Source organism: Nocardioides humilatus, assembly GCF_008373755.1.
Lineage (GTDB): Bacteria > Actinomycetota > Actinomycetes > Propionibacteriales > Nocardioidaceae > Nocardioides > Nocardioides humilatus.
This window is the reverse complement of record NZ_VUJV01000003.1, coordinates 1,262,670-1,284,150: the sequence shown is the minus strand read 5'-3', so window position 1 is coordinate 1,284,150 and position 21,481 is coordinate 1,262,670. Positions and strand designations below refer to the sequence as shown.

The window sequence follows — 21,481 nt, the reverse complement described above, 5'->3', positions numbered from 1 at the left end:
GCAAGAGCCTAGTAGTGCGGACGAGATAGGCGGACCCGTGAACCCCTGCTCGGCAAACGCCTACTATCGCCCCTATGTCTGTTCCCGACCTGGCAGTCCTCGTGACGGCTGCTGCGGCCGAGGCTGGCGATCGACTCGCTGTCGTCGAGGCGGGTGGCCGAGGAATGACGTGGGCAGAGCTCGACCGCGAGGTGAGCCGGGTGGCGAGCGGGCTCGGCAACGCCGGGATCCTCGCGGGCCACCGCGTCCTCATCGCCGTCGGCAACCGCCTCGAGTTCGTGACGACCTACCTGGGGGTGCTGCGAGCGCAGGCGGTCGCGGTGCCGGTCAACCCGGGTTCGACGCCGAGCGAGCTGACCCGGATGGTCACCGACTCCGGCGCCCGGATGGCCGTCGCCGACGGTGACACGATCGACGCCGTACGCGGGGCCGTCGCGGCGGCGAAGGACGAGGACGGCCGGGTCGTCGCCACCGTTGTCGTGGGTGCGCTGCCGTTGGCCGACGAGCGGTCCTATGACGACCTGCTGGCCGCCGAGCCCCAGGAGGTCCCGCAGCTCAAGGACCCGGAGAAGCTCGCGGTCCTGCTCTACACGAGCGGCACCTCGGGCCTGCCGCGCGCCGTGATGCTCACCCACCGGGCTCTGGTCGCCAACATCGAGCAGGTGGCGACCGTCGACCCGCCGATGATCCACAGCGACGACGTCGTGCTCGGCGTCCTCCCGCTCTTCCACGTCTACGGCCTCAACGCCGTGCTGGGCGGGGTGCTGCGCCACCGCGCCAAGCTGGTGCTCGCGGAGCGGTTCGACCCCGAGGGCACGCTCGACCTGATCGAGGACGAGGCGTGCAGCGTCGTGCCCGTCGCGCCACCGGTCTTCGCGCACTGGCGCGGAGTCGAGGCGCTCGAGGAGCGCCTCGGCCCGGTCCGGCTGGTGCTGTCGGGCTCCGCGCCGCTGGCTGCAGACGTGATCGACGACTTCACCGAGCGCACCGGGATCCCGGTCCACCAGGGCTACGGCCTGACCGAGGCCGCGCCCGTCGTCACCACGACCCTCATCTCCGCAGCCCCCCAACCGGGCTCGGTCGGTACGCCGCTCGCCGGCATCGAGCTGCGCCTCGTCGACGACGACCGGGTCCCGCTGACCGGTGCCGACCTCACCGACCCCGGTGAGATCGAGATCCGGGGCGCCAACCTGTTCAGCGGCTACTGGCCCGACGGTGCCGATGGGCCCGACGGTGACGGCTGGTGGCCCACTGGCGACGTGGGCGTCTACGACGCCGCCGGCGACCTGCACCTGGTCGACCGGGTCAAGGACCTGATCATCGTGTCGGGCTTCAACGTCTACCCGACCGAGATCGAGGCGGTGCTCAAGCAGGCGCCGGGCGTCCGGGAGGCCGCGGTCATCGGCACGCCCGACCCGATGACCGGCGAGGCCGTCGTCGCCTACGTCGTACCGGCCGATCCCGCCGCCGATCCCGCCGCGCTCGCTGCTGCTGTCGAGGCCCACTGCGAGGAGCGCCTCGCGCGGTTCAAGCGGCCGACCCGCCTCGAGGTGGTGGCCGAGCTGCCCCACACCGCGACGGGCAAGGTGCAGAAGGGTCGGCTGCGCGGCCAGGACCGTCGCCGGGCGCTCGGGATCCTCGAGTGACCTCGCCGACCACGCCGACCACGCCGCCTCGCATCACTCTCTACTCCCGCCCCGGATGCCACCTCTGCGACGACGCCCGGGTGCTGATCGAGCAGGTGTGCGCCGAGCTGGGGGAGGGCTACGTCGAGGTGTCGATCGACGGTGATGCGGACCTGGAGAGCCGGTTCGGGCACGAGATCCCGGTGACGTTCATCGACGGCAAGCAGCACGATTTCTGGCGGGTGGACCCTGTCCGGCTCCGGAGGGCCCTCGCGGTTTGAGGCCCGCGACCGTTTAGGGTCGCTCACGTGTTGGGCATGGGGCGGCGCACGGTGGCGCTCGCGGCGAGCGCGGTGGTGCTCGTCGTACTGCTCCTCAGCCACACATTCGGGCGGGCCGAGCCCACGGGCGACTACCGGCCCGACCTGCCGGCCGACGCGTTGGCGACCGGGTGCTTCCCGCTGCCGGGAGACACCCGCCTGACCTTCGGCTACCAGGTCCGCCACGACGGCGATGTCGAGGTCGACGGCGAGCTGCGCCGGCGCCTGGTCGCGCAGTACGACGAGCTCGACGACACCGAGGCGCTCGCCGCGATCGTGGCCGACTTCGAGGACGCCGGATTCGTCGCCTCGCAGCGCCCGGCCCCCTACGACGCCGTCCTCCGCGCACCGGGATCGGGTCGCGGCGAGGTGGTGCGGGTGATGGTCGAGGCGCTGCCCGACACCGACGACGACACCTTGGTCCGCGGCACCTTCGAGCTCGACCTGCCGGTCGTGAAGGCCGCCAAGGACGACGCGGTGTGCAGCGACCCGAAGGCCACCAAGCGCTGGCCCCAGGACTACGACGCCGAGAGTGATGCCCATGATCGCGCTCGTTGACCGCGTGACGGCGCGGATGCCGCGGCCCGAGGTGGCCCTCGGCTGGCTGATCGTCGCCCACCTCGTCCTGAAGCTGCTCATCTACCCGCTGGCGATGCACGCGCCGGCCTACAACGACGAGCAGCAGTACTACGACGGCGCCCGCGCCCTTTCCAACCTGGTGCGCGACGTCTTCGCCTTCCACAGCCCCGACGGCGCGGAGCTGCAGCACAACGTCGTCGGGTCGGGCTGGTTCATGCCCGGCATGGCGATCCTGATGGCCCCGCTCTTCATCGTGTGCCCCGACGCCGCGGAGTGGGCGTGCCGCGGCTACCTCGGCTTCGCCAACCTGCTCCTGCTGCTGTGGGCCGTCCGGTCGGTCAAGAAGCGCCTGGGTCCGGGCTGGGCCTGTCTGCTCATGGCCTTCCCCGCGTTGCTGCCGAGCTGGGTCTTCATGTCCTTCACGGCCTACGGCGACCCACCGAGCGGCATCGTGCTGGTGGTCCTGGTCGCCCACGTCGTCGACATGCTGCGGCGCTTCCGAGCGGGGGAGTCACCCGCCCCGAAGGAAGCGCTCCACCTCGGGCTCCTCGCGGCCGCGGTCCTCTACCTCCGGTCGAGCACCTCGATCGTCCTGGCCGCTCTCGGCCTCATCACGCTGCTCGCCGCTGTCGTCCTCCTCAAGGGCGCCCAGCGGTGGCGTGCGGTCGGTGCCGCCGGGGTGTCCGGGGCCGTCTTCCTGGTGCTCCTTGCGCCGTGGTCGATCGCCGCGTCCGATGCGCTGGGCACCCGGGTCGTCACCACCACGACGGTGCCGATCTCGCTGGCCAACACCTTCGGCGACCGCGAGCAGGTGTGCTTCGGGCCCTGCGACCCCGACAGCTTCTTGTGGTTCCGCCCGCTCCGCTACGCGCGTGAGGTCGGCCGGGCGACCGACACCTCCGAGGTCGAGGTCGAGAAGCAGATGTCCGACTACGCGATGCGCGATGTCACCACCACGCACTACGCACGCCAGACCTGGTGGAACATCGGCTCCTACTTCTTCATCCCGAGCAACTTCGTCCACTACCTGACCCCGCCCGAGGGGCGCGGCACCGTGGGCAAGGTCGTCGAGGTGTCGGTGTTCGCGGCGACGTACATCTACTACGTGCCGTGGTTCTTGCTGATGCTCGTCTCGATGCTCTTCGTGCAGCTGAGGACGCTCGAGGCGCAGATCCTCGACGCGCTGACGAAGGTCAGCCTGCTGATGCTCTTCGTCCAGCCGTTCGTGCACGTGGCGGGGTCGCGCTACTGGACCACCGCCGGGCCGCTGTTCATGATCGCCGCCGCCGGCTTCGTCCGCGAGACGTCCGTACGGCGTCGCGGGCACAAGCCCGACCGTGAGGCTCTCGACGGCACCGACGCGTCGTTGAGCCGGTGGCTCAAGCCGATCCAGTACGCCCTGTCCGGCGTGTTCGCGGCGGCCCTGGTCGTGCTCGGCATCCTCGCGATCTGACCGCACATTAGGGTTTGTCCCATGCCCGATCCGACTGACGACTCCCGCCGCCGGATCGCCTACGTCCTGCCCGTCTACAACGAGCAGGACAACATCGCGGTGTTCCATGCCGCGCTCACCGAGGCGACCACCGTGCGCGACGACCTCGACTACGAGTTCGTCTACGTCAACGACGGCAGTCGCGACGCGTCGCTGGAGCGGCTCCTCGACCTGCGCAAGGCCGACCCGCGGGTCACCGTGCTGTCGCTGTCGCGCAACTTCGGGCACCAGCTCGCCGTCACCGCGGGCCTCGACCTGGTCGCCGACGACAAGTCGGTCGACGCGGTCATCGTGATGGACACCGACCTCCAGGACCCGCCGTCGGTCAGCGTCGACATGATCAAGCTGTGGGAGGACGGCGTCGACGTCGTCTACGGCGAGCGCCGCAGCCGCAAGGACACCGTCTTCAAGCGGTCGACCGCCTACGCCTTCTACTGGGTGCTCGACCGGCTCGCCTCGATCGAGATCCCGCGCAACGTCGGTGACTTCCGGCTCATGGACGCCCGGGTGGTCGCCGAGGTCTCCCGCTACCGCGAGCACGGCCGCTTCCTGCGCGGCATCGTCGCCCACGTCGGCTTCCGGCAGGAGGCGCTCCTCTTCGACCGCGACGAGAGGTACGCCGGCGAGACCGGCTATCCCCTCCGCAAGATGCTCAGCTTCGCCGCCAACGGCATCCTCGGCTTCTCGACCGCGCCGCTGCGCATGATCAGCCGGCTCGGCATCGCCATCTCGCTGCTGAGCGTGCTGCTGGCCGTCTACGTGGTCTCCGTGCGGGTCTTCCAGCCCGACCAGTCCGTCCCCGGGTGGGCGTTCCTCGGCGTCGGCATGTTCCTGCTCGGCGGGATCCAGCTGATCATGATGGGCGTGATCGGGACCTACCTGGGACGCGTCTACGTCGAGGCCCAGGACCGGCCGCTCTACTCCTTGTCGCTCGTCGCGCGGGAAGGCGCGGCGACGCCCGGACCGCGCCGCCACCGCGACATGGGTCGCGACGACCCGGGAGCGTCGTCCTGACCCGCCCGATCCCGTGGACCGCCGTACGGTTCGCCGGGGTGGGCGTCTGCAACACCGCGATCGACTGGGCGCTCTTCTTGGTGCTGCACGACCGGCTGGGCATCACGCTGGCCAACTTCTGCTCCTCGAGCGCCGGCATGGTCTTCAGCTTCGTGGTCAACGGCCTCTTCACCTTCCGGGCCGAGCGGCTCACGCTGCGTCAGGCGGGTCTCTTCGTCGCGACGACCGGCGCCGTGATGTGGGTGGCGCAGCCGCTCCTGATCCACGGCTGGCTCAGCCTGCTGGGCAGCGTGCTCGACGACGGCGACGTGGCGCTGGCCGCTGCCAAGCTGGCCTCGATCGCCTGCAGCCTGGTGCTCAACTTCGCCGCCTATCGGTTCGTGGTGTGGCCTATCACTCACCCTGAGCCTGCTCCGGTCGAGTAGCGGTCTCGCTCGTTTTGTTCTCGCGTTCACAAACTCCTAAAGTTGTTCCCGCCGCACCCGCCGTGAGTGCAGCTGGAAAGAAGAGCAGTGACCGCACGGACATCGAGCGAGTCGGCCCGGGTCATCCCCGAGGCGACGGTGGCACGCCTGCCCGTCTACTTGCGGGCCCTGACCGCGCTGGCTGAGCGCGGCATCCGCACCTGCTCCAGCGAGGACCTCGCCGCGGCCGCGGGCGTCAACAGCGCCAAGCTGCGCAAGGACCTGTCCTACCTCGGCAGCTACGGCACTCGCGGTGTCGGCTACGACGTCGACTACCTGCGCTACCAGATCGCCCGCGAGATCGGCGTCACCCACGACTGGCCGGTCGTCATCGTCGGCATCGGCAACCTGGGTCACGCCCTCGCCAACTACTCCGGGTTCCGCAGCCGTGGCTTCCGGGTCGTCGCGCTGCTCGACGCCGACCTCGAGCGCACCGGTGAGCTGGTCGCCGGCGTCCCGGTGCGCCCGTTCGACGACCTCGAGGCGATTGCCAGCGAGCACTCCGTCGCGATCGGTGTCATCGCGACGCCGGCCGCCGCCGCGCAGGACGTCGCCGACCGGATGGTCGCCGCCGGCGTCACCAGCATCCTGAACTTCGCACCCGCCGTGATCTCGGTGCCCGAGGGCGTCGACGTACGCAAGGTCGACCTCTCGATCGAGCTCCAGATCCTGGCCTACCACGAGCAGCGCAAGGCCCACGAGCACGCACGCGACGAGCACCCGGACCTTCCGGAGATGCCGGCGGTCGTCGGGGGTGACCAATGAGCGTCCTGGTCGTGGGGATCTCCCACAACTCCGCACCGGTGTCGCTGCTCGAGCGGGTCGCGCTCGACGACGACGGCGTCCAGAAGCTGATCGCCGACGCCCAGTCGTGTGACCACGTCATCGAGGCCACCGTCATCTCGACCTGCAACCGGGTCGAGATCTACACCGAGGTCGACCGCTTCCACGGCAGCGTCGAGTCGCTCTCGCGGCTCCTCGTCGAGCGCGCCGGGGAGACGACCGAGGCGCTGCTCCCGCACCTCTACGTGCACTACGACGACGGCGCGATCTCCCACCTCTTCCAGGTGGCGGCCGGCCTCGACTCGATGGCCGTCGGCGAGGGCCAGATCCTGGGCCAGACCCGTGAGGCGCTGCGCCGCGGCCAGGAGCTCGGCACCGTCGGCCCGGCGCTCAACACGCTCTTCCAGCAGGCCCTGCGCGTCGGGAAGCGCACCCGCGCCGAGACGGCGATCGACCAGGTCGCACCGACCCTCGTGACCGCGGCGCTCGCCGAGGCGGTGCCCGGCGCCGCCGACCGCGGCGTCCCCGGTCACCGCGTCGTCATCGTCGGTGCTGGCGCGATGGCGTCGCTCGCCACCGCGACCGTCAGCCGGATGGGCGCCGCCCACATCTCCGTGGTCAACCGGTCCGCCGACCGGGCCCAGCGCCTCGCCGACCAGTACGACGCGCACGCTGTGCCGCTCGACGCGCTGGGTGGCGAGCTCGCCGCTGCCGACCTCGTCATCAGCTGCACCGGCTCCGCCGGCACGCTCATCGACGGGCGCAGCCTCGCCGCCGCGCGTCCTGACAGCGCCGAGCGCCCCGTCGTCCTCATCGACCTCGCGCTGCCGCACGACATCGACCCCAGTGCAGGCGACCTGGCGGGGGTGACCCTGGTCGGGCTGGCCAAGCTGGCCTCGTCGATGCACGCCCTCGACGGTGGTCGCGAGGTGCTCGAGGTGCGCCGCATCCTGGGCGAAGAGGTCACCGCCTTCCTCGCGGCCCGGCGCCAAGCCAGCGTCACGCCCACCGTGGTCGCCCTCCGCTCGATGGCCACCTCGGTCGTCGACGCCGAGATGACCCGCCTCGACAGCCGGCTCCCCGACCTCCCGCCCGAGGTCCGCGCCGAGGTGCACCAGACGGTGCGCCGCGTCGCCGACAAGCTCCTCCACGAGCCCACCGTCCGGGTCAAGGAGCTCGCCAACGAGCAGGGCGCCGTCTCCTACGCCGCCGCGCTCGCCGAGCTCTTCGCCCTCGACCCCGAGGCCGTCGACGCCGTCACGCGGCCGATCGGCGTGCCCGAGGACGGTGCGTCATGACCGTCACGGACCGCCGCACCCTGCGGATCGGCACCCGCCGCAGCCTGCTGGCCACCACGCAGTCCGAGCACGTCGCCGCCCTGGTGCGCGACAAGCTCGACGTCGACACCGTCCTGGTCGAGATCACGACCGACGGCGACCGCACCCAGGCCGCCGGCACGCCGCTGCAGGGCAGCGCGACCGGAGTCTTCGTGGGCGCCCTGCGCGAGGCCCTGCTCAACGATCAGGTCGACCTGGCCGTCCACTCGCTCAAGGATCTGCCCACCTACCCCGAGCCCGGCATCGCGCTGGCCGCCGTACCTCCGCGGGAGGACCCGCGTGACGTCGTCGTCGCCCGCGACGGCCTCACCCTCGGTGAGCTTCCGGTCGGCAGCAAGGTCGGCACCGGCTCGCCTCGGCGCGCGGCCCAGCTCCACGCACTCGGCCTCGGTTTGGACGTGGTGAGCATCCGTGGCAACGTCGACACCCGGATCGGCAAGGTGCGGGCTGGGGAGGTTGACGCTGTGGTGCTAGCGCGTGCCGGACTGGCGCGGATCGGACGGCTGGACGAGGTGACCGAGGTCCTCGACCCGCTGCAGATGCTGCCTGCCCCCGGCCAGGGTGCGCTCGCCATCGAGTGCCGCGCCGACGACGACCTGCTCGAGCTGCTGGCCGCGCTCGACGACCCGAGCACCCACGCCGCCGTACTCGCTGAGCGCACCGCGCTCGCCACTCTCGAGGGCGGCTGCTCGGCCCCGATCGGCGCCCTGGCCGAGGTGGCCGAGGGCGAGGACGGTCCCGAGCTCTGGCTGCGGGCCACCGTGCTCTCCGACGACGGAGCCCTGGCCCTGCGCCGGTCCGGCTCCGCCCCCCTGACTGACCGCGCTGCTGCTGCCCACCTGGGGGCACAGCTGGCGCAGGAGCTGCTCGACGAAGGTGCCGATCAGCTCCGCTCCGCTCCCAACCCCCAGGATTCAACTGCAGGATCGACAGAGGTGCATCACGCATGACGCGAGCCAAGACAGCACAGACAGCCGCCTCCAAGGCTGCCGCCGCTGCCAACTCAGCCCCGACGAGCCGCGCCGCCGGTGTCGCCTTCGTGGGCACCGGTCCCGGTGACCCCGAGCTGCTGACGGTGCGTGCCCTCAGGTTGATCGAGGAGGCCGACGTACTGATCACCGAGGCGCCCGAGCACCTCGACCTGCTCGCCCGGCTCCGCGGCTGGACCGAGGGCGCCGAGGAGGGTCCTGAGGTCATCGACGGCGGCTTCGGCGAGGACGGTCAGCCGCTCACGCACGCTGCCCGCGCCAAGGTCGTCGTCAAGCAGGCCAAGCGTGGTCTGCGGGTCGTGCGGCTCCTGAGCGGTGACCCCTTCATCTACGCCTCCGGTCCCGAGGAGGCCCAGGCCGTGGCCAAGGCCGGGATCGCCTTCGAGGTCGTGCCCGGCGTGTCCTCGGTCGGCGCCGTCCCGGCCTACGCCGGCATCCCGCTGACGACCAAGGACCACCGCGAGTTCGCCGTCGTCACCTGCGGTGACCGGGTCGACTGGAGCCGTTACGCCGCGACCCCGACCCTGGTGCTGCTCTCGGCCGTCGGCCAGATCGGCGAGATCGCCAAGGACCTGATCGCCGCCGGTCGCCCGGCGACGACCCCGGTCGCGATGACGATGGTCGGCACCACCACCGAGCAGCAGACCGTCACCTCCACGCTCGAGCGCATCGCCGCCGACGCCCGCGCCGCGCGCATCGCCCCGCCCGCGATCGCCGTGGTCGGACAGGTCGTCGACCTCCGCTCGGCGCTGTCGTGGTTCGAGACCAAGCCGCTCTTCGGCTGGCGTGTCCTCGTGCCGCGCACCAAGGAGCAGAGCGCGTCGCTCTCCGACCGCCTGCGCCACTTCGGTGCGGTGCCCGACGAGGTCCCGACCATCTCCGTCGAGCCGCCGCGCAACCCGCAGCAGATGGACAAGGCCGTCCGTGGCCTCGTCGAGGGCCGCTACGAGTGGATCGCCTTCACCTCGGTCAACGCGGTCAAGGCGGTGCGTGAGAAGTTCGAGGAGTACGGCCTCGACGCCCGTGCCTTCTCCGGCCTCAAGATCGCCGCCGTCGGTGACAAGACCGCCCAGGCGATCGCTGCCTGGGGCCTGCGCGCCGACCTGGTGCCGTCGGGCGAGCAGTCGGCCGCCGGCCTGCTGGAGGACTGGCCTGAGTACGACGAGCAGCTCGACCCCATCAACCGGGTCTTCCTGCCGCGCGCCGACATCGCCACCGAGAACCTCGTCGCCGGTCTCATCGACCTCGGCTGGGAGTGCGACGACGTCACGGCCTACCGCACCGTGCGCGCCGCGCCGCCGCCGGCGCCGACCCGCGACGCGATCAAGACCGGCAAGTTCGACGCCGTCGTCTTCACCTCGTCCTCGACGGTGCGCAACCTGGTCGGCATCGCCGGCAAGCCGCACCCCTCGACGGTCATCGCGGTGATCGGGCCCGCCACGGCCAAGACGGCCGAGGAGCACGGTCTCCGGGTCGACGTGATGGCCAGCAAGCCCGACGTCGACGTACTCGTGGACGCGCTCGCCGACTTCGGCGCCGCGCGCCGCCAGGCGATGGTCGAGGCCGGCGAGCCGGTCACGAAGCCCTCGGACCGCAAGACCTCGGGGCGTCGCCGCAAGGCAGAGTGACTCGGCGGGGTGGGAGAATGCCCCTATGAGTGACTTCGAGCGGCCCGTCCTGCGGCCTCGTCGGTTGCGGACCACTCCTGCGATGCGGGAGCTGGTGGCGGAGACGACGCTGCGGCCGAGCCAGCTGGTGCTGCCGCTGTTCGTCCGCGAGGGGGCCTCGGAGCCCAAGCCGATCTCCTCGATGCCGGGCGTCGTCCAGCACACCCGCGACACGCTGCTGAAGGCGGTCACGGAGGCTGCGGAGGCGGGCATCCGGGGCGTGATGCTCTTCGGCATCCCCGAGGTCAAGGATCCGCTGGGATCGGGTGGGCTCGACCCCGACGGCATCCTCAACGTCGCGATCCGCGACGTCATCGCGGAGGTCGGCGACGCGGTCGTGGTGATGGCCGACCTCTGCCTCGACGAGTTCACCGACCACGGCCACTGCGGCGTGCTGACCCCCGACGGGCAGGTCGACAACGACGCCACGCTCGAGGCGTACGCCGCGATGGGCGTCGCGCAGGCCGAGGCCGGCGTCCACCTGGTCGCTCCCAGCGGCATGATGGACGGGCAGGTCGCGGTGATCCGAGCCGCTCTCGACTCCGCGGGCCACACCGACACCGGCATCCTCGCCTACGGGGCCAAGTACGCCTCGGCCTTTTACGGGCCCTTCCGGGAGGCGGTGGACTCCTCGCTGCAGGGAGACCGCCGGACCTACCAGCAGGACTCCCGCAACGCCCTGGAGGGCGTGCGAGAGGCGCTGCTGGACGTCGAGCAGGGGGCCGACATGGTCATGGTGAAGCCGGCGCTCGCCTACCTCGACGTGCTGCGCCAAGTCCGCGACGCCGTGGACGTGCCCGTGGCCGCCTACAACATCAGCGGCGAGTACGCGATGGTCGAGGCGGCGGCGGCCAACGGCTGGATCGACCGCGAGCCGGCGATCCTCGAGACGCTGACGGCGATCCGCCGAGCCGGCGCCGACGTCATCCTCACCTACTGGGCCACGGAGGCCGCTGGTCTGCTGCGCTGAGCAGAAACGAAGAGGGCCCCGGATCGATGATCCGGGGCCCTCTTCGTTGTCTTGCTAGTGCGTCACGGGTTGAGCCCGTAGGACGTCACGCAGCCGTCGTAGTCCGCCTTCTTGAGGATCGGCGGGAACTTCAGCGCGCACTGCAGCTTGACCACGGCCTGGTTGAGCGGGCCGAGGAGGCCGTCGATCAGGTTCTCCAGCGGCTCGTCGAGCGGGGTGCCGGTGTCGGGGACGTTGTTGCCGCTCGGGTCGAGCGGGCCGTTGCCGCCGCCACCGTTGCCGCCGTTGTCGCCATCACCGTCGCCGTCGCCATCGCCGTCACCGTCGCCCGGGTCGGTCACGCCGTCGTCGGGCACGTAGCCGCCGTCGTCGTCGGAGTCGGCCGGGGTGGTGTCGGGGTCGACGTCAGCGCCGTTGTGGGTGCCCGGGTTGTAGGTGGGCACCTCGGGCACGATGTAGCCGGCCGACAGGGTGTTGTTGGGGATCGTGGTGAAGTCGCCCTCGAGGTAGGCGTCCATGATGTCCAGCACCAGGTCGACGTAGGTCTGGCTGTGGTTGTAGCGGTAGACCGCCGCGCGCTGACCCATCGTGGTCGCCAGGTCGTCCTTGCCGGAGCAGAGGTAGACCGCCGTGGCGAGGGCCGCGTCGTCGATGTCCTGCGGGTTGCGCTTGGCGTCACCGTCGGCGTCAACACCGACGATCGACCAGGTCGACGGGATGAACTGCATCGGGCCGATCGCGCGGTCCCAGCGAGCGTCGCGGTCGAACTGCCCGGCGTCGGTGTCGCTGATCGCCTGCGAGCCCTTGCGGCCGTCGAGCGCCTTGCCGTAGATGCCGGGGCGGGCGACGCCGTCGTTGTCGAGGATGCTGCCGTTGGCACGACCGTGGTTGGACTCCACGCGGCCGATGGCGGCGACGAGCTGCCACGTCAGGTTGCAGCTCTTGTCGGCCTTGTTGATGACGGCCTCAGCGCGCTGGTAGGCGGCGAGGGCGGCCGACGGGATCTGGTTGGTCGCAGCGGCGGCGACGATGTCCTGGGCGTTGCCGTCAGGGCTCAGCGCGTCGGGGTCGGAGACGCTCGCGGGCGCCTCGATCGCCTCGGACGGCACGCTGGTGCCGTCGTCGAGGGAGGTGTCCGGGCCCTGCTCAGCAGAGACCGGGGGCGTGATGCCGCCGATGCCCGCGACGCTCGCCGTCCAGGCCGCTGACAGAAGCGCCAACGGAATGATGGTGGCGGCGCGCTGCAGCCGTCCCAAACGTTTCCTCGACATATGGACTCTCTCCCCGGCCTGTAAGGCCCACGAACTCGGTCACGCGAGCCCCTCCCCGGTGACCGGGACTCGCTGTGGCGTCGCGCCTGCTCCCACGGGTGCGACAACAGACAGAACGAATGGTGACACACCGGCGTTACGGGTGTCACACCTTGGAATTTCTCTCTGAGACGACCCCGCTACGGCGTGGCGCGCTCCACTGCGTGGCCCCGAGGCGTAAGGGGCTCGATCCATCAGTGAGAATGACCCGGTGACTCCCGCACCGACGCCCGGCCAGTCCCGCTCCCAGGAGCTGTTCGACCGGGCACGGGCGGTGACCCCTGGCGGCGTCAACTCGCCGGTCCGCGCCTTCAACGCCGTGGGCGGCACGCCCCGGTTCATCCGGTCCGCCCAGGGTGCCTGGCTGACCGACGTCGACGGCAACGACTACGTCGACCTGATCTGCTCGTGGGGACCGATGCTGCTCGGTCACGCCCACCCCGAGGTGGTCGCGGCCGTCCAGGCGGCGGTCGCCCGCGGTACGTCGTACGGCACCCCCACCGAGGGTGAGGTCGCCCTCGTCGAGGAGATCATCGGGCGCACCCCGGTCGAGAAGGTGCGCCTGGTCTCCTCGGGCACCGAGGCGACGATGTCGGCCATCCGGCTCGCCCGCGGCTTCACCGGCCGCGACGTGGTCGTGAAGTTCGCCGGCTGCTACCACGGCCACCTCGACGCGCTGCTCGCCTCGGCCGGCTCCGGCCTGACGACGTTCTCGATCCCCGGCACGCCCGGGGTGCCCGAGTCGTCGACGGCGCTGACCCTCGTGCTGCCCTACAACGACCGCGTCGCGGTCGAGGCGGTCTTCGCCGAGCACGGCGACCGGATCGCCTGCCTCATCACCGAGGCTGCCCCCGGCAACATGGGCGTGGTCCCGCCGGCGCCCGGCTTCAACCAGTTCCTGGCCGACACCAGTCGGCAGCACGGCGCGCTCTTCATCAGCGACGAGGTGATGACCGGCTTCCGCGTCTCCCGCAGCGGCCAGTGGGGCACGGACGGGGCCGTCGAGGGCTGGCGCCCCGACCTGATGACCTTCGGCAAGGTGATGGGCGGCGGACTCCCTGCGGCCGCCTTCGGTGGTCGTGCCGACGTGATGGCCTCGCTGGCGCCGGACGGTCCCGTCTACCAGGCGGGCACCCTGTCCGGTAACCCGATCGCCACGGCTGCCGGGCTCACGACCCTGCAGCTCGCCACCCCCGAGGTCTACGCCCACCTCGACACCGTTGCCGACGCCCTGCGGGCCGGTGTCGCCGAGGCGTTCACCACCGCCGGGCTGCCCCACGTGATCCAGTCGACCGGGTCGATGTTCTCCGTGTTCTTCACCGACGAGCCAGCGGTCGACTTCGCCGGTGCCTCGCGCACCGATGCGGCGGCCTACGGCGCCTTCTTCCACGCGATGCTCGACCGCGGCGTGCACCTGCCGCCCTCGGCCTACGAGGCGTGGTTCGTCTCGGCCGCCCACGACGAGCGCGCGGTCCAGACCGTCCTCGACGCCCTTCCCGCCGCCGCCCAGGCAGCCGCCGCTGCCGGAGGAGTCATCTGATGGCCACGCCCGACACCGTCGTCCACCTCGTGCGCCACGGAGAGGTCCACAACCCGCAGGGTGTGCTCTACGGGCGCCGCGACGGTTTCCACCTCTCCGAGCTCGGCAACAAGATGGCCGAGAAGGCGGCGGAGTCGCTCGCTTCGCGCGACATCACGGTCGTCCGGTCCTCGCCGCTCGAGCGGGCCCAGGAGACCGCGGCGCCGCTGGCGGCGAAGCTCGGTCTCGAGGTCGGCCTCGACGAGCGCGTCCTCGAGTCGACCAACCGCTTCGAGGGGATGACCTTCGGGCGCGGCAACAACGCGCTGCGCAACCCGCTGCTGTGGCGCCACCTCTACAACCCGTTCCGGCCGTCGTGGGGAGAGCCCTACAAGCAGATCGTGACCCGGATGATGGCCGCGGTCCACGACGTACGACGTGACGCGGCCGGTCACGAGGGCGTGCTGGTCTCCCACCAGCTGCCCATCTGGACCACGCGCCTGCACGCCGAGGGTCGGTCCTTCCTGCACGACCCGCGCAAGCGCCAGTGCACGCTCTGCTCGGTCACCTCGTTCCACTTCGTCGGCGACAAGCTTGCGCAGGTCAGCTACGCCGAGCCCGCGATCGACCTGATCCCGAAGGGCGACATCGCCGCCCCGTTCTCGGCCGGCGACGCGCCCGTCGAGGACCGGCCCGAGGGGACGCCGTCCTGATCAAGCGTCGGCTTCTCGCTCCGCTCACGCTCGGGGCGCTCCTCCTCACCGGCTGCACCGATGTGCTCGGCACCGGTGACAGTGACTACGTGCCCGGCGAGGGCAACGTCACGGAGGTGCACGCCAACGACCGCGGCGACGCGGTCGAGGTGAGCGGGGAGACGGTCGACGGCGACGAGCTCGACCTCGCGGACCTCCGCGGCAAGGTCGTGGTCGTCAACGTGTGGTGGTCGGGCTGTGGTCCGTGCCGCGCGGAGATGCCGATGCTCGTCGAGGCGGAGAGCGAGCTGCCGGCGAAGAAGGTCGCGTTCGTGGGCATCAACATCCGCGACCTCGCGCCCGAGACGGCTGCCGCCTTCGAGCGGGAGCGCGGTGTCGACTACCCCTCGCTCTACGACCCCGGCAGCGAGACCCTCGACGAGTTCGGCCGCTACCGGCCCGCGTCGATGCCCTCGACCGTGATCCTCGACGACCAGGGCCGGGTCGCGGTGCTGATCAGCGGTGAGGTCCCCTCGGAGACCACCTTGGTCACGCTGGTCGAGGACCTGATCGACGAGGCCGACCGTGGGTGAGTGGTTCCAGACCCAGGCGGCAGCGGGGTCGCTCGCGCTCGCCGTACCCGTGGCGATGATCGCCGGCCTCGTCTCCTTCTTCTCGCCCTGCGTCATCCCGCTGCTCCCGGGCTACCTGTCCTACGCGACCGGCCTGTCCGGCGCCGACCTCGCTGCTGGTGAGGCGACCAAGCACCGCGGCCGGATGCTGGCCGGGTCGATGCTCTTCGTCCTCGGCTTCGCCGTGGTGTTCGTACTCGTGGGCGCCGCCTTCGGCAGCGTCGGGATCTGGCTGCGCGGCTGGCAGGACGAGATCACGATCGTGCTGGGCCTGCTCCTCATCGTGCTCGGCCTGGTGTTCGCAGGGGTCGTGCCCTGGCTGCAGCGCGACTGGCGGGTCCACAAGATCCCGTCGGTCGGCCTCGGCGCTGCTCCCGTGATCGGCGCGCTCTTCGCGATCGGCTGGACGCCCTGCATCGGCCCGACCTACGGCGTCATCGTCAACCTCACCTACACCGACGCCACGGTCGCTCGCGGTGCGGTGCTCTCGCTCTTCTACGCCCTGGGCCTCGGCATCCCCTTCATCGTCGCCGGGCTCGCCTACCGACGGACCCTCGGCGCCGTGGCCTGGGTGCGCCGCCACCAGGTCTGGGTGATGCGGCTCGGTGGCGCCTTCCTGGTGTTGCTCGGCCTCGCCATGGTCACCGGCGTGTGGGACCACCTGGTGCAGTGGGTCCAGCTCCGGCTCGTCGACTACGGGGAGTCCCCGCTGTGACCGATTCCGAAGAGCGCCCGGTCGAGCGGCCGGTCGCGCGCGGCGAGCTGACCGCGCGCGAGCTGCTCCGCTGGACCTGGCGCCAGGTGACCTCCATGCGCACCGCGCTGGTCCTGCTGCTCCTGCTGGCCCTCGCCGCGATCCCCGGGTCCGTGATCCCGCAGGCGGGCGTCGACGCGCTCGCGGTGACCCGCTGGAAGGAAGAGCACACCCAGCTCACGCCGATCTACGAGACGCTCGACCTCTTCTCGGTCTACGACTCGGTGTGGTTCTCCGCGATCTACCTGCTGCTCGTGCTGTCGCTCGTCGGCTGCATCGTGCCCCGCCTCTTCGTCTACGCGAAGGCGCTCCGCGCCCAGCCGCCGAAGGCGCCGCGCAACCTGTCGCGCCTGCCGGACCACACCTTCTACGTGACCGACGCTGCGCCCGAGCAGGTGCTGGCCCGCGCCCGCGAGGTGCTGGGCAAGCGCTATCGGCTGCGGACCGTCGTCGACGGCGAGGAGACCGACGCGGTCAGCGCGGAGCGCGGCTACCTGCGCGAGGCCGGCAACCTGCTCTTCCACCTGTCGGTGCTCGTCGTGCTCGCGGGCTTCGCGATCGGCGGGCTGTTCGGCTACCAGGGCGGCGTGATCTTGGTGCAGGGCTCGACCTTCAGCAACAGCCTGACGCAGTACGACGACTTCGACCCGGGCGGTCTCTTCACCCCCGAGCAGCTCAACGACTTCGACTTCACCGTCGACGACTTCAAGGTGCAGTGGCTCAAGAGCGGGGCCGGCGCCGGCACCGCGCGGGGCTTCCAGGCCGCGCTCTCCTACAAGGAGGGCCACGGCGAGGAGAAGTCCTACGACCTCAAGGTCAACCACCCGCTCTCGATCGGGAAGACCGACGTCTTCCTCATCGGCCACGGCTACGCGCCGGTCATCACGATCCGCGACGGTGAGGGCAACATCGCCTACACCGGCCCGACGGTCTTCTTGCCGCAGGACGCGTCGTTCGTCTCCTACGGCGTCATCAAGGCGTCGAGCGCCCAGCCCACCCAGGTCGGTCTCGAGGGCCTCTTCTACCCGACCTTCCGCCTCTACGAGGGCGACCCGGTGTCGGTCTTCCCCGAGGACCTCGACCCGCTGGTCTCGATGCTCGTCTACTCCGGTGACCTCGGCCTCGACTCCGGCAAGGCGCAGTCGGTCTACGTCCTCGACAAGGACACCGCGACGCAGGTCAAGAAGAAGGACGGCAAGCCCTTCCGAATCGATCTGCGACCGGGCGACAAGGTCAAACTGCCCGACGGGCTCGGCACGGTCACCTTCGACGGGGTCGAGCCGTGGATCCGGGTCCAGATCAGTCAGTCACCGGGCAAGCGGATCGCCCTGGCCGGCGTCATCATGGCCCTCATCGGCCTGTGCGGCTCGCTCTACCTGCGCCCACGCCGGGTGTGGGTGCGCGCCCGGAGGGCAGCGCCTGCGGAGCCGGCCGCTGGGTCCGATGAGGGGTCGGGGGACACAATGACCACGGTCGTCGAGGTCGCCGGGCTCGACCGCTCCGGCAACGGCGACCTGGCCGCGGTGCTCGCCGACGTGGTCGCCGCACTGAAGAACGAGAAGGAGTCCCGCACGTGAGCAACGCTGCCTGGGAGACCCTGAGCAACCAGGCCGTCGCTGCGGCCGGGCTCGCCTACTTCATCGCGCTGCTGGTGCACCTGGCCGAGTGGGCCGCGCTGCGTCAGGTCGCGCCGCGCGAGGCTGCGCTCGTGGGGGCCGCCGCGGACGGCGGCGAGAGCGAGGTCGCGGCTGCGCCCGAGTCGGACGGTCGTCGTACGCCGGGGGAGCGGGTCGCCTTCCTGGGCCGGCTCGGCTTCCTCGTCACCTGCATCGCCGCCGGCGCCCACCTGGTCGCCCTGGTCGGGCGCGGGATGGCCGCGGACCCCAACCGGGTGCCGTGGGGCAACATGTATGAGTTCACGACGACCGGCACCTTCGTGGTGGCCGTCATGTACCTCGCGCTCTACCGGAAGTTCCGTCTCGACTGGCTGGCGCCGTTGGTCGTCGGCTTCGTGCTGACCACCTTGATGATCGCGGTGATCTGGCTGCATGAGCCGGTGCAGCCGCTGCGCGAGGCGCTCAACTCCTACTGGCTCGTGATCCACGTCGTGGCCGCGATCATCGCGACCGGCGCGTTCACGCTCGGCGGCATGGCCTCGCTCGTCTACCTGCTCAAGGCGCGCGCCGGCGACTCCGCGAAGGCGACCCAGGGCTGGATGGCCCGCGTCCCCGACCTGGTCTCGCTCGACAAGATCGCCTACCGGGTGCACGCCTTCGCCTTCCCGGTGTGGACCTTCGCGGTGCTCATCACCGGCCCGATCTGGGCCCACGAGGCGTGGTCGCGCTACTGGAACTGGGACCCGAAGGAGGTGTGGGCGTTCATCACCTGGGTGGTCTACGCCGGCTACCTCCACGCCCGAGCCACCGCCGGGTGGAAGGGCCGCAACGCCGCGATCCTCGCCCTGATCGGGCTCGCGACGCTGTGGTTCAACTTCATCGGGATCAACTACTTCTCGACCACGAGCCAGCACTCGTATGCAATCGAGGGTCCCGTGAAGGCGGGCGTCAGCCGTCTTCCGGCGGGTTGAGCCGCTTCCGGTCGAGGTCGCGCAGGAAGTCCTCGTCGTCGTCGGGTGCGATCTGCCGCGGCGGCTCGCTCGGCCGCTTCGGCGCCCGCGGCCGCGGGAGGTTCGGTCGCTGACCTGCGGTGCGCTCCTGGAGGGCTCGGGTGACGAAGTACGTCACGGCCGCGAAGACCAGGACGACCACCAAGAGCTTGAGCACGACTCCAGGGTAGATCGTGGCTGGTCACGCGCGGTCACGGATTGAGAACACTCGTCTGACTCCGCCTACCCTGGAGTGGTGAAGGAGTTCTGGATCTACACCCTGATGCGCCTGGGCCTGTTCATCGGATCGTTCGTCGTCGTGACGACGGTCTGGTACCTGATCACCCAGGACGTGCCGGTGATCTGGGCCGTGGCGATCGCGTTCCTCGTCAGCGGCGTCGCCTCCTTCTACCTGCTCGAGCGTCAGCGCGAGAAGTTCGCCGTCAAGGTCGAGGGCCGCGCAGCCAAGGTCACCCAGAAGCTCGAGGAGCAGCGGGCCAAGGAAGACGTCGACTAGAGACGTTCCGGCTCAGGCGACGGCGAGACCGATGCCGCAGCCGACGGCCCACAGCAGCTCGGCGAGGCCGGTCTGCTGCAGGACCGGGATCAGGCCCGGGCCGACCGCTCCACCCAGCACGATGCGGGTCGCGGGCAGCGCGAAGGCCAGGAACGGCAGGCCGAGCAGCGCCCACGGGGTGGTGAGTGCCGCGACGCCGGCGAGCGCCACGACGGCCAGGGCGACGAGGACCGCGTAGAAGCCGCGGGTACGACGATCACCCAGTCGTACGGCGAGCGTGATCTTGCCGGCGACCGTGTCGGTCGGGATGTCGCGCAGGTTGTTGGCGACGAGGATCGCGCAGGCCAGGGCGCCGACCCCGGAGCCGGCGATCAGGGCAGCCCAGCCGGCATCGCCCCACTCCTCGGTCTGCACGAAGGTGGTGCCCACCACGGCCACGAGGCCGAAGAACACGAACACCATGACCTCGCCGAGACCGAGGTAGCCGTAGGGCTTCGAGCCGCCGGTGTAGAACCACGCCGCGAGGACGCAGACGGCTCCGACCGCGATCAGCCACCAGGCGCTGGTGGCGGCGAGGACGACGCCCGCGACACCGGCCACGCCGAAGGCGAGGAAGGCGGCTCGCTTGACGGCCCTCGGCGTCGCGAGGCCCGAGCCGACCAGCCGCAGCGGGCCGACCCGGTCGTCGTCGGTGCCGCGGATGCCGTCGGAGTAGTCGTTGGCGTAGTTGACCCCCACCTGGAGCGCGAGGCTCACCACGAGGGCGAGCAGCGCCTTCCACACGACCAGCTCCCCGTCGTACGCCGCGACGCCGGTGCCGGCGACGACCGGCGCGACCGCCGCAGGGAGGGTGCGGGGGCGAGCGCCGGTGAGCCAGTGAGCGGGGGTAGCCACCTGAGGATCTAATCAGGCCCGGCGACGCTCATGCGGGCTGGGTGATGCCCTGCTCGGCCAGGTGGCGCTCGGCCGCGCGGGCGGCCGGGTGGATGAGCACCGCGGCCACCAAGACGATGGCGGCGATGACGATCCAGCCGGGCGTGCCCCACGACATCGCGAGGAAGGTGTAGAGCGCCGGCGCCCACACCGACCCCAGGGTGTAGCCGAGCTGGGAGACGCCTTGGTATTCGCCGCGGCGGGCGGGATCGGACAGCTCGGCCTGGAGGCCCCACTCGCCAGCCGAGTTGAACAGCTCGGCGCCGGTGACCGTGACGTGGCCGAGCCAGACCAGCGCGATGGTGACCCAGCCGACCGTGTCGTGGGTGACCAGGACGATGCCGCAGGAGAGGACGAAGAAGAAGGCGCCGCGGCGTTGCGCGCGCAGCGAGTCGGCAACGGTGGTGATGCCGCGCGCGGCGGCGACCTGGAGCGCGACGGCCATCACGGTGTTGGTGCCGAACAGCCAGGCGAGGAGCACCCGCGGCGCGTCGGTCTCCTCGACGAGCCACAGCGGGATCACGACGTTGAGCAGGACCTGGTGGGTGGCCAGGACGCCGCCGAAGATCGACATGGCGACGTAGCCGCGGTTGCGCAGGGCGCTGCGGCGATCGGGGCCGTCGAGGGCGGCGTCGAGCGCGGTCTCGAGAGCGGTCTCGGCCTCGACGTGGTGGGCGGCGCGGGGCAGCCGGGAGACGAGCAGCGCGTTGAGCAGCAGGAGCGCCGCGGTGATGACCGGCACCGCGCGGATGACGTCGTTGCTGTTGGTCGCGAGCGCGACGCCGGCCAGCAGGGCGCCGAGCGTGTAGCCGACGTTGCGGGCGGCGCGGAAGTAGGCGTTGGAGCTGACCCGCTCCTCACGCGGGAACACGTCGAAGCGGTAGGCGTTGCGGGCCGCGCGACTGGCGGTCGACACGAGCTCGAGGCCGATCGTCATCACGATGAAGCTGGGCAGCCCGCCGATCGTGAGCCACACCAGGTAGAGCAGCGCCTCGATGAGCGAGGCGATCCACCAGACCCGTTTCGCGCCGTAGATGTCGCTGAGCTTGCCGAGAGGTACGGCGAGCGCGAACGTCGCGACGCCCGCGATCGTGAGGCCGAGGCCGACCTGGGCGGCCGACAACCCCACGATCTGGGTGAAGAAGACCGCGCTGCCGGTGAGGAAGACGCCGTCGCCGAAGGCGGACAGCACCGACTGCGCGGACAGCCGACGGACCAGCGGCGTCGGTCCGGCCAGGCGCGCGACCCGCGCGGGCAAGTATCTTGACATCAAGACAAT

General features: G+C 70.9%; 22 protein-coding genes. 18 read left to right on the top strand and 4 right to left on the bottom strand.

Features of this window, described 5'->3' with window-relative positions; genetic code table 11:
- Window positions 1-74: 74 nt before the first annotated feature.
- The 11 genes from F0U44_RS13985 to hemB all read left to right on the top strand — a co-directional run bounded on the left by F0U44_RS13985 (window position 75) and on the right by hemB (window position 11,240).
- Window positions 75-1,646, top strand: coding sequence for a class I adenylate-forming enzyme family protein (locus tag F0U44_RS13985; RefSeq protein ID WP_149728864.1), 1,572 nt, complete (start codon window positions 75-77; stop codon window positions 1,644-1,646).
- On the top strand, window positions 1,643-1,906 hold the full coding sequence (locus tag F0U44_RS13980; protein WP_149728863.1) for a glutaredoxin family protein: 264 nt from the start codon (window positions 1,643-1,645) through the stop codon (window positions 1,904-1,906). The genes F0U44_RS13985 and F0U44_RS13980 overlap by 4 nt, the downstream gene beginning before the upstream one ends.
- A 27-nt stretch (window positions 1,907-1,933) precedes the next feature.
- Window positions 1,934-2,503 carry a hypothetical protein gene (locus F0U44_RS13975; protein WP_149728862.1) on the top strand — a complete coding sequence of 190 codons (570 nt, stop codon included), beginning with the start codon at window positions 1,934-1,936 and terminating at the stop codon, window positions 2,501-2,503.
- Complete coding sequence (locus F0U44_RS13970) at window positions 2,487-3,977, top strand: DUF7982 domain-containing protein (protein WP_149728861.1); 1,491 nt, start codon at window positions 2,487-2,489, stop codon at window positions 3,975-3,977. Before F0U44_RS13975 ends, F0U44_RS13970 begins: the two co-directional genes overlap by 17 nt.
- A 21-nt stretch (window positions 3,978-3,998) precedes the next feature.
- On the top strand, window positions 3,999-5,030 hold the full coding sequence (locus F0U44_RS13965; RefSeq protein WP_149728860.1) for a glycosyltransferase family 2 protein: 1,032 nt from the start codon (window positions 3,999-4,001) through the stop codon (window positions 5,028-5,030).
- Window positions 5,031-5,068: 38 nt separating this feature from the next.
- A complete protein-coding gene (locus tag F0U44_RS23035) occupies window positions 5,069-5,455 on the top strand; it encodes a GtrA family protein (RefSeq protein ID WP_188113477.1) in 387 nt (128 codons plus the stop codon).
- An 87-nt stretch (window positions 5,456-5,542) separates the two neighbouring features.
- Window positions 5,543-6,259: a redox-sensing transcriptional repressor Rex gene (locus F0U44_RS13955; RefSeq protein ID WP_149728858.1), complete on the top strand. Its 717-nt coding sequence runs from the start codon at window positions 5,543-5,545 to the stop codon at window positions 6,257-6,259.
- Window positions 6,256-7,575: a glutamyl-tRNA reductase gene (locus F0U44_RS13950; RefSeq protein ID WP_149728857.1), complete on the top strand. Its 1,320-nt coding sequence runs from the start codon at window positions 6,256-6,258 to the stop codon at window positions 7,573-7,575. The genes F0U44_RS13955 and F0U44_RS13950 overlap by 4 nt, the downstream gene beginning before the upstream one ends.
- Window positions 7,572-8,564, top strand: a complete 993-nt coding sequence (gene hemC, locus F0U44_RS13945; protein ID WP_149728856.1) for a hydroxymethylbilane synthase — start codon at window positions 7,572-7,574, stop codon at window positions 8,562-8,564. Before F0U44_RS13950 ends, hemC begins: the two co-directional genes overlap by 4 nt.
- The gene (locus tag F0U44_RS13940; protein ID WP_149728855.1) at window positions 8,561-10,231 is read left to right on the top strand and encodes a bifunctional uroporphyrinogen-III C-methyltransferase/uroporphyrinogen-III synthase; all 1,671 of its coding nucleotides are present in this window, start codon (window positions 8,561-8,563) and stop codon (window positions 10,229-10,231) included. Before hemC ends, F0U44_RS13940 begins: the two co-directional genes overlap by 4 nt.
- A gap of 25 nt (window positions 10,232-10,256) precedes the next feature.
- A complete protein-coding gene (gene hemB, locus F0U44_RS13935) occupies window positions 10,257-11,240 on the top strand; it encodes a porphobilinogen synthase (protein ID WP_149728854.1) in 984 nt (327 codons plus the stop codon).
- Between the two features lie 62 nt (window positions 11,241-11,302).
- Here the strand turns inward: hemB and F0U44_RS13930 are convergent, their stop codons facing one another.
- Window positions 11,303-12,460 carry a lytic transglycosylase domain-containing protein gene (locus F0U44_RS13930; protein WP_246160459.1) on the bottom strand — a complete coding sequence of 386 codons (1,158 nt, stop codon included), beginning with the start codon at window positions 12,458-12,460 and terminating at the stop codon, window positions 11,303-11,305.
- 301 nt (window positions 12,461-12,761) lie between these two features.
- On the opposite strand from F0U44_RS13930, the gene hemL reads away from it, so the two are divergent.
- The 6 genes from hemL to ccsB all read left to right on the top strand — a co-directional run bounded on the left by hemL (window position 12,762) and on the right by ccsB (window position 18,734).
- Window positions 12,762-14,090 carry a glutamate-1-semialdehyde 2,1-aminomutase gene (gene hemL / locus F0U44_RS13925; RefSeq protein ID WP_149728853.1) on the top strand — a complete coding sequence of 443 codons (1,329 nt, stop codon included), beginning with the start codon at window positions 12,762-12,764 and terminating at the stop codon, window positions 14,088-14,090.
- The gene (locus tag F0U44_RS13920; RefSeq protein ID WP_149728852.1) at window positions 14,090-14,782 is read left to right on the top strand and encodes a histidine phosphatase family protein; all 693 of its coding nucleotides are present in this window, start codon (window positions 14,090-14,092) and stop codon (window positions 14,780-14,782) included. The genes hemL and F0U44_RS13920 overlap by 1 nt, the downstream gene beginning before the upstream one ends.
- 89 nt (window positions 14,783-14,871) lie before the next feature.
- Entirely contained in the window at window positions 14,872-15,354 is a 483-nt protein-coding gene (locus F0U44_RS13915) for a TlpA disulfide reductase family protein (protein ID WP_188113475.1), read from the top strand.
- Window positions 15,347-16,108, top strand: a complete 762-nt coding sequence (locus F0U44_RS13910) for a cytochrome c biogenesis CcdA family protein (protein WP_149728850.1) — start codon at window positions 15,347-15,349, stop codon at window positions 16,106-16,108. Before F0U44_RS13915 ends, F0U44_RS13910 begins: the two co-directional genes overlap by 8 nt.
- Window positions 16,105-17,724 carry a cytochrome c biogenesis protein ResB gene (gene resB / locus F0U44_RS13905; protein ID WP_246160457.1) on the top strand — a complete coding sequence of 540 codons (1,620 nt, stop codon included), beginning with the start codon at window positions 16,105-16,107 and terminating at the stop codon, window positions 17,722-17,724. The genes F0U44_RS13910 and resB overlap by 4 nt, the downstream gene beginning before the upstream one ends.
- Window positions 17,721-18,734: a c-type cytochrome biogenesis protein CcsB gene (ccsB, locus tag F0U44_RS13900; RefSeq protein ID WP_149728849.1), complete on the top strand. Its 1,014-nt coding sequence runs from the start codon at window positions 17,721-17,723 to the stop codon at window positions 18,732-18,734. The genes resB and ccsB overlap by 4 nt, the downstream gene beginning before the upstream one ends.
- Here ccsB and F0U44_RS13895 read toward each other — a convergent pair.
- Window positions 18,712-18,930 (bottom strand): hypothetical protein, encoded by a 219-nt coding sequence (locus tag F0U44_RS13895; RefSeq protein WP_149728848.1) that lies wholly within the window; start codon window positions 18,928-18,930, stop codon window positions 18,712-18,714. The two genes, ccsB and F0U44_RS13895, sit on opposite strands and share 23 nt — an antisense overlap.
- Before the next feature lie 78 nt (window positions 18,931-19,008).
- Between F0U44_RS13895 and F0U44_RS13890 the strand changes: the two genes are divergently transcribed.
- Complete coding sequence (locus F0U44_RS13890) at window positions 19,009-19,269, top strand: DUF4229 domain-containing protein (protein ID WP_149728847.1); 261 nt, start codon at window positions 19,009-19,011, stop codon at window positions 19,267-19,269.
- Window positions 19,270-19,281: 12 nt separating this feature from the next.
- Here F0U44_RS13890 and F0U44_RS13885 read toward each other — a convergent pair whose 3' ends face one another.
- A complete protein-coding gene (locus F0U44_RS13885) occupies window positions 19,282-20,163 on the bottom strand; it encodes a 1,4-dihydroxy-2-naphthoate polyprenyltransferase (RefSeq protein WP_149728846.1) in 882 nt (293 codons plus the stop codon).
- Window positions 20,164-20,191: 28 nt separating this feature from the next.
- Window positions 20,192-21,472: an MFS transporter gene (locus tag F0U44_RS13880; protein ID WP_149728845.1), complete on the bottom strand. Its 1,281-nt coding sequence runs from the start codon at window positions 21,470-21,472 to the stop codon at window positions 20,192-20,194.
- Window positions 21,473-21,481 lie beyond the last annotated feature (9 nt).

Coding starts and splice junctions, on each gene's coding strand:
- F0U44_RS13950 (WP_149728857.1), top strand. CDS start 6,256: ATGAGCGTCCTGGTCGTGGGGATCTCCCACAACTCCGCACCGGTGTCG.
- F0U44_RS13965 (WP_149728860.1), top strand. CDS start 3,999: ATGCCCGATCCGACTGACGACTCCCGCCGCCGGATCGCCTACGTCCTG.
- F0U44_RS13985 (WP_149728864.1), top strand. CDS start 75: ATGTCTGTTCCCGACCTGGCAGTCCTCGTGACGGCTGCTGCGGCCGAG.
- F0U44_RS13970 (WP_149728861.1), top strand. CDS start 2,487: ATGATCGCGCTCGTTGACCGCGTGACGGCGCGGATGCCGCGGCCCGAG.
- hemB (WP_149728854.1), top strand. CDS start 10,257: ATGAGTGACTTCGAGCGGCCCGTCCTGCGGCCTCGTCGGTTGCGGACC.
- hemC (WP_149728856.1), top strand. CDS start 7,572: ATGACCGTCACGGACCGCCGCACCCTGCGGATCGGCACCCGCCGCAGC.
- F0U44_RS13920 (WP_149728852.1), top strand. CDS start 14,090: ATGGCCACGCCCGACACCGTCGTCCACCTCGTGCGCCACGGAGAGGTC.
- F0U44_RS13940 (WP_149728855.1), top strand. CDS start 8,561: ATGACGCGAGCCAAGACAGCACAGACAGCCGCCTCCAAGGCTGCCGCC.
- F0U44_RS13880 (WP_149728845.1), bottom strand. CDS start 21,472: ATGTCAAGATACTTGCCCGCGCGGGTCGCGCGCCTGGCCGGACCGACG.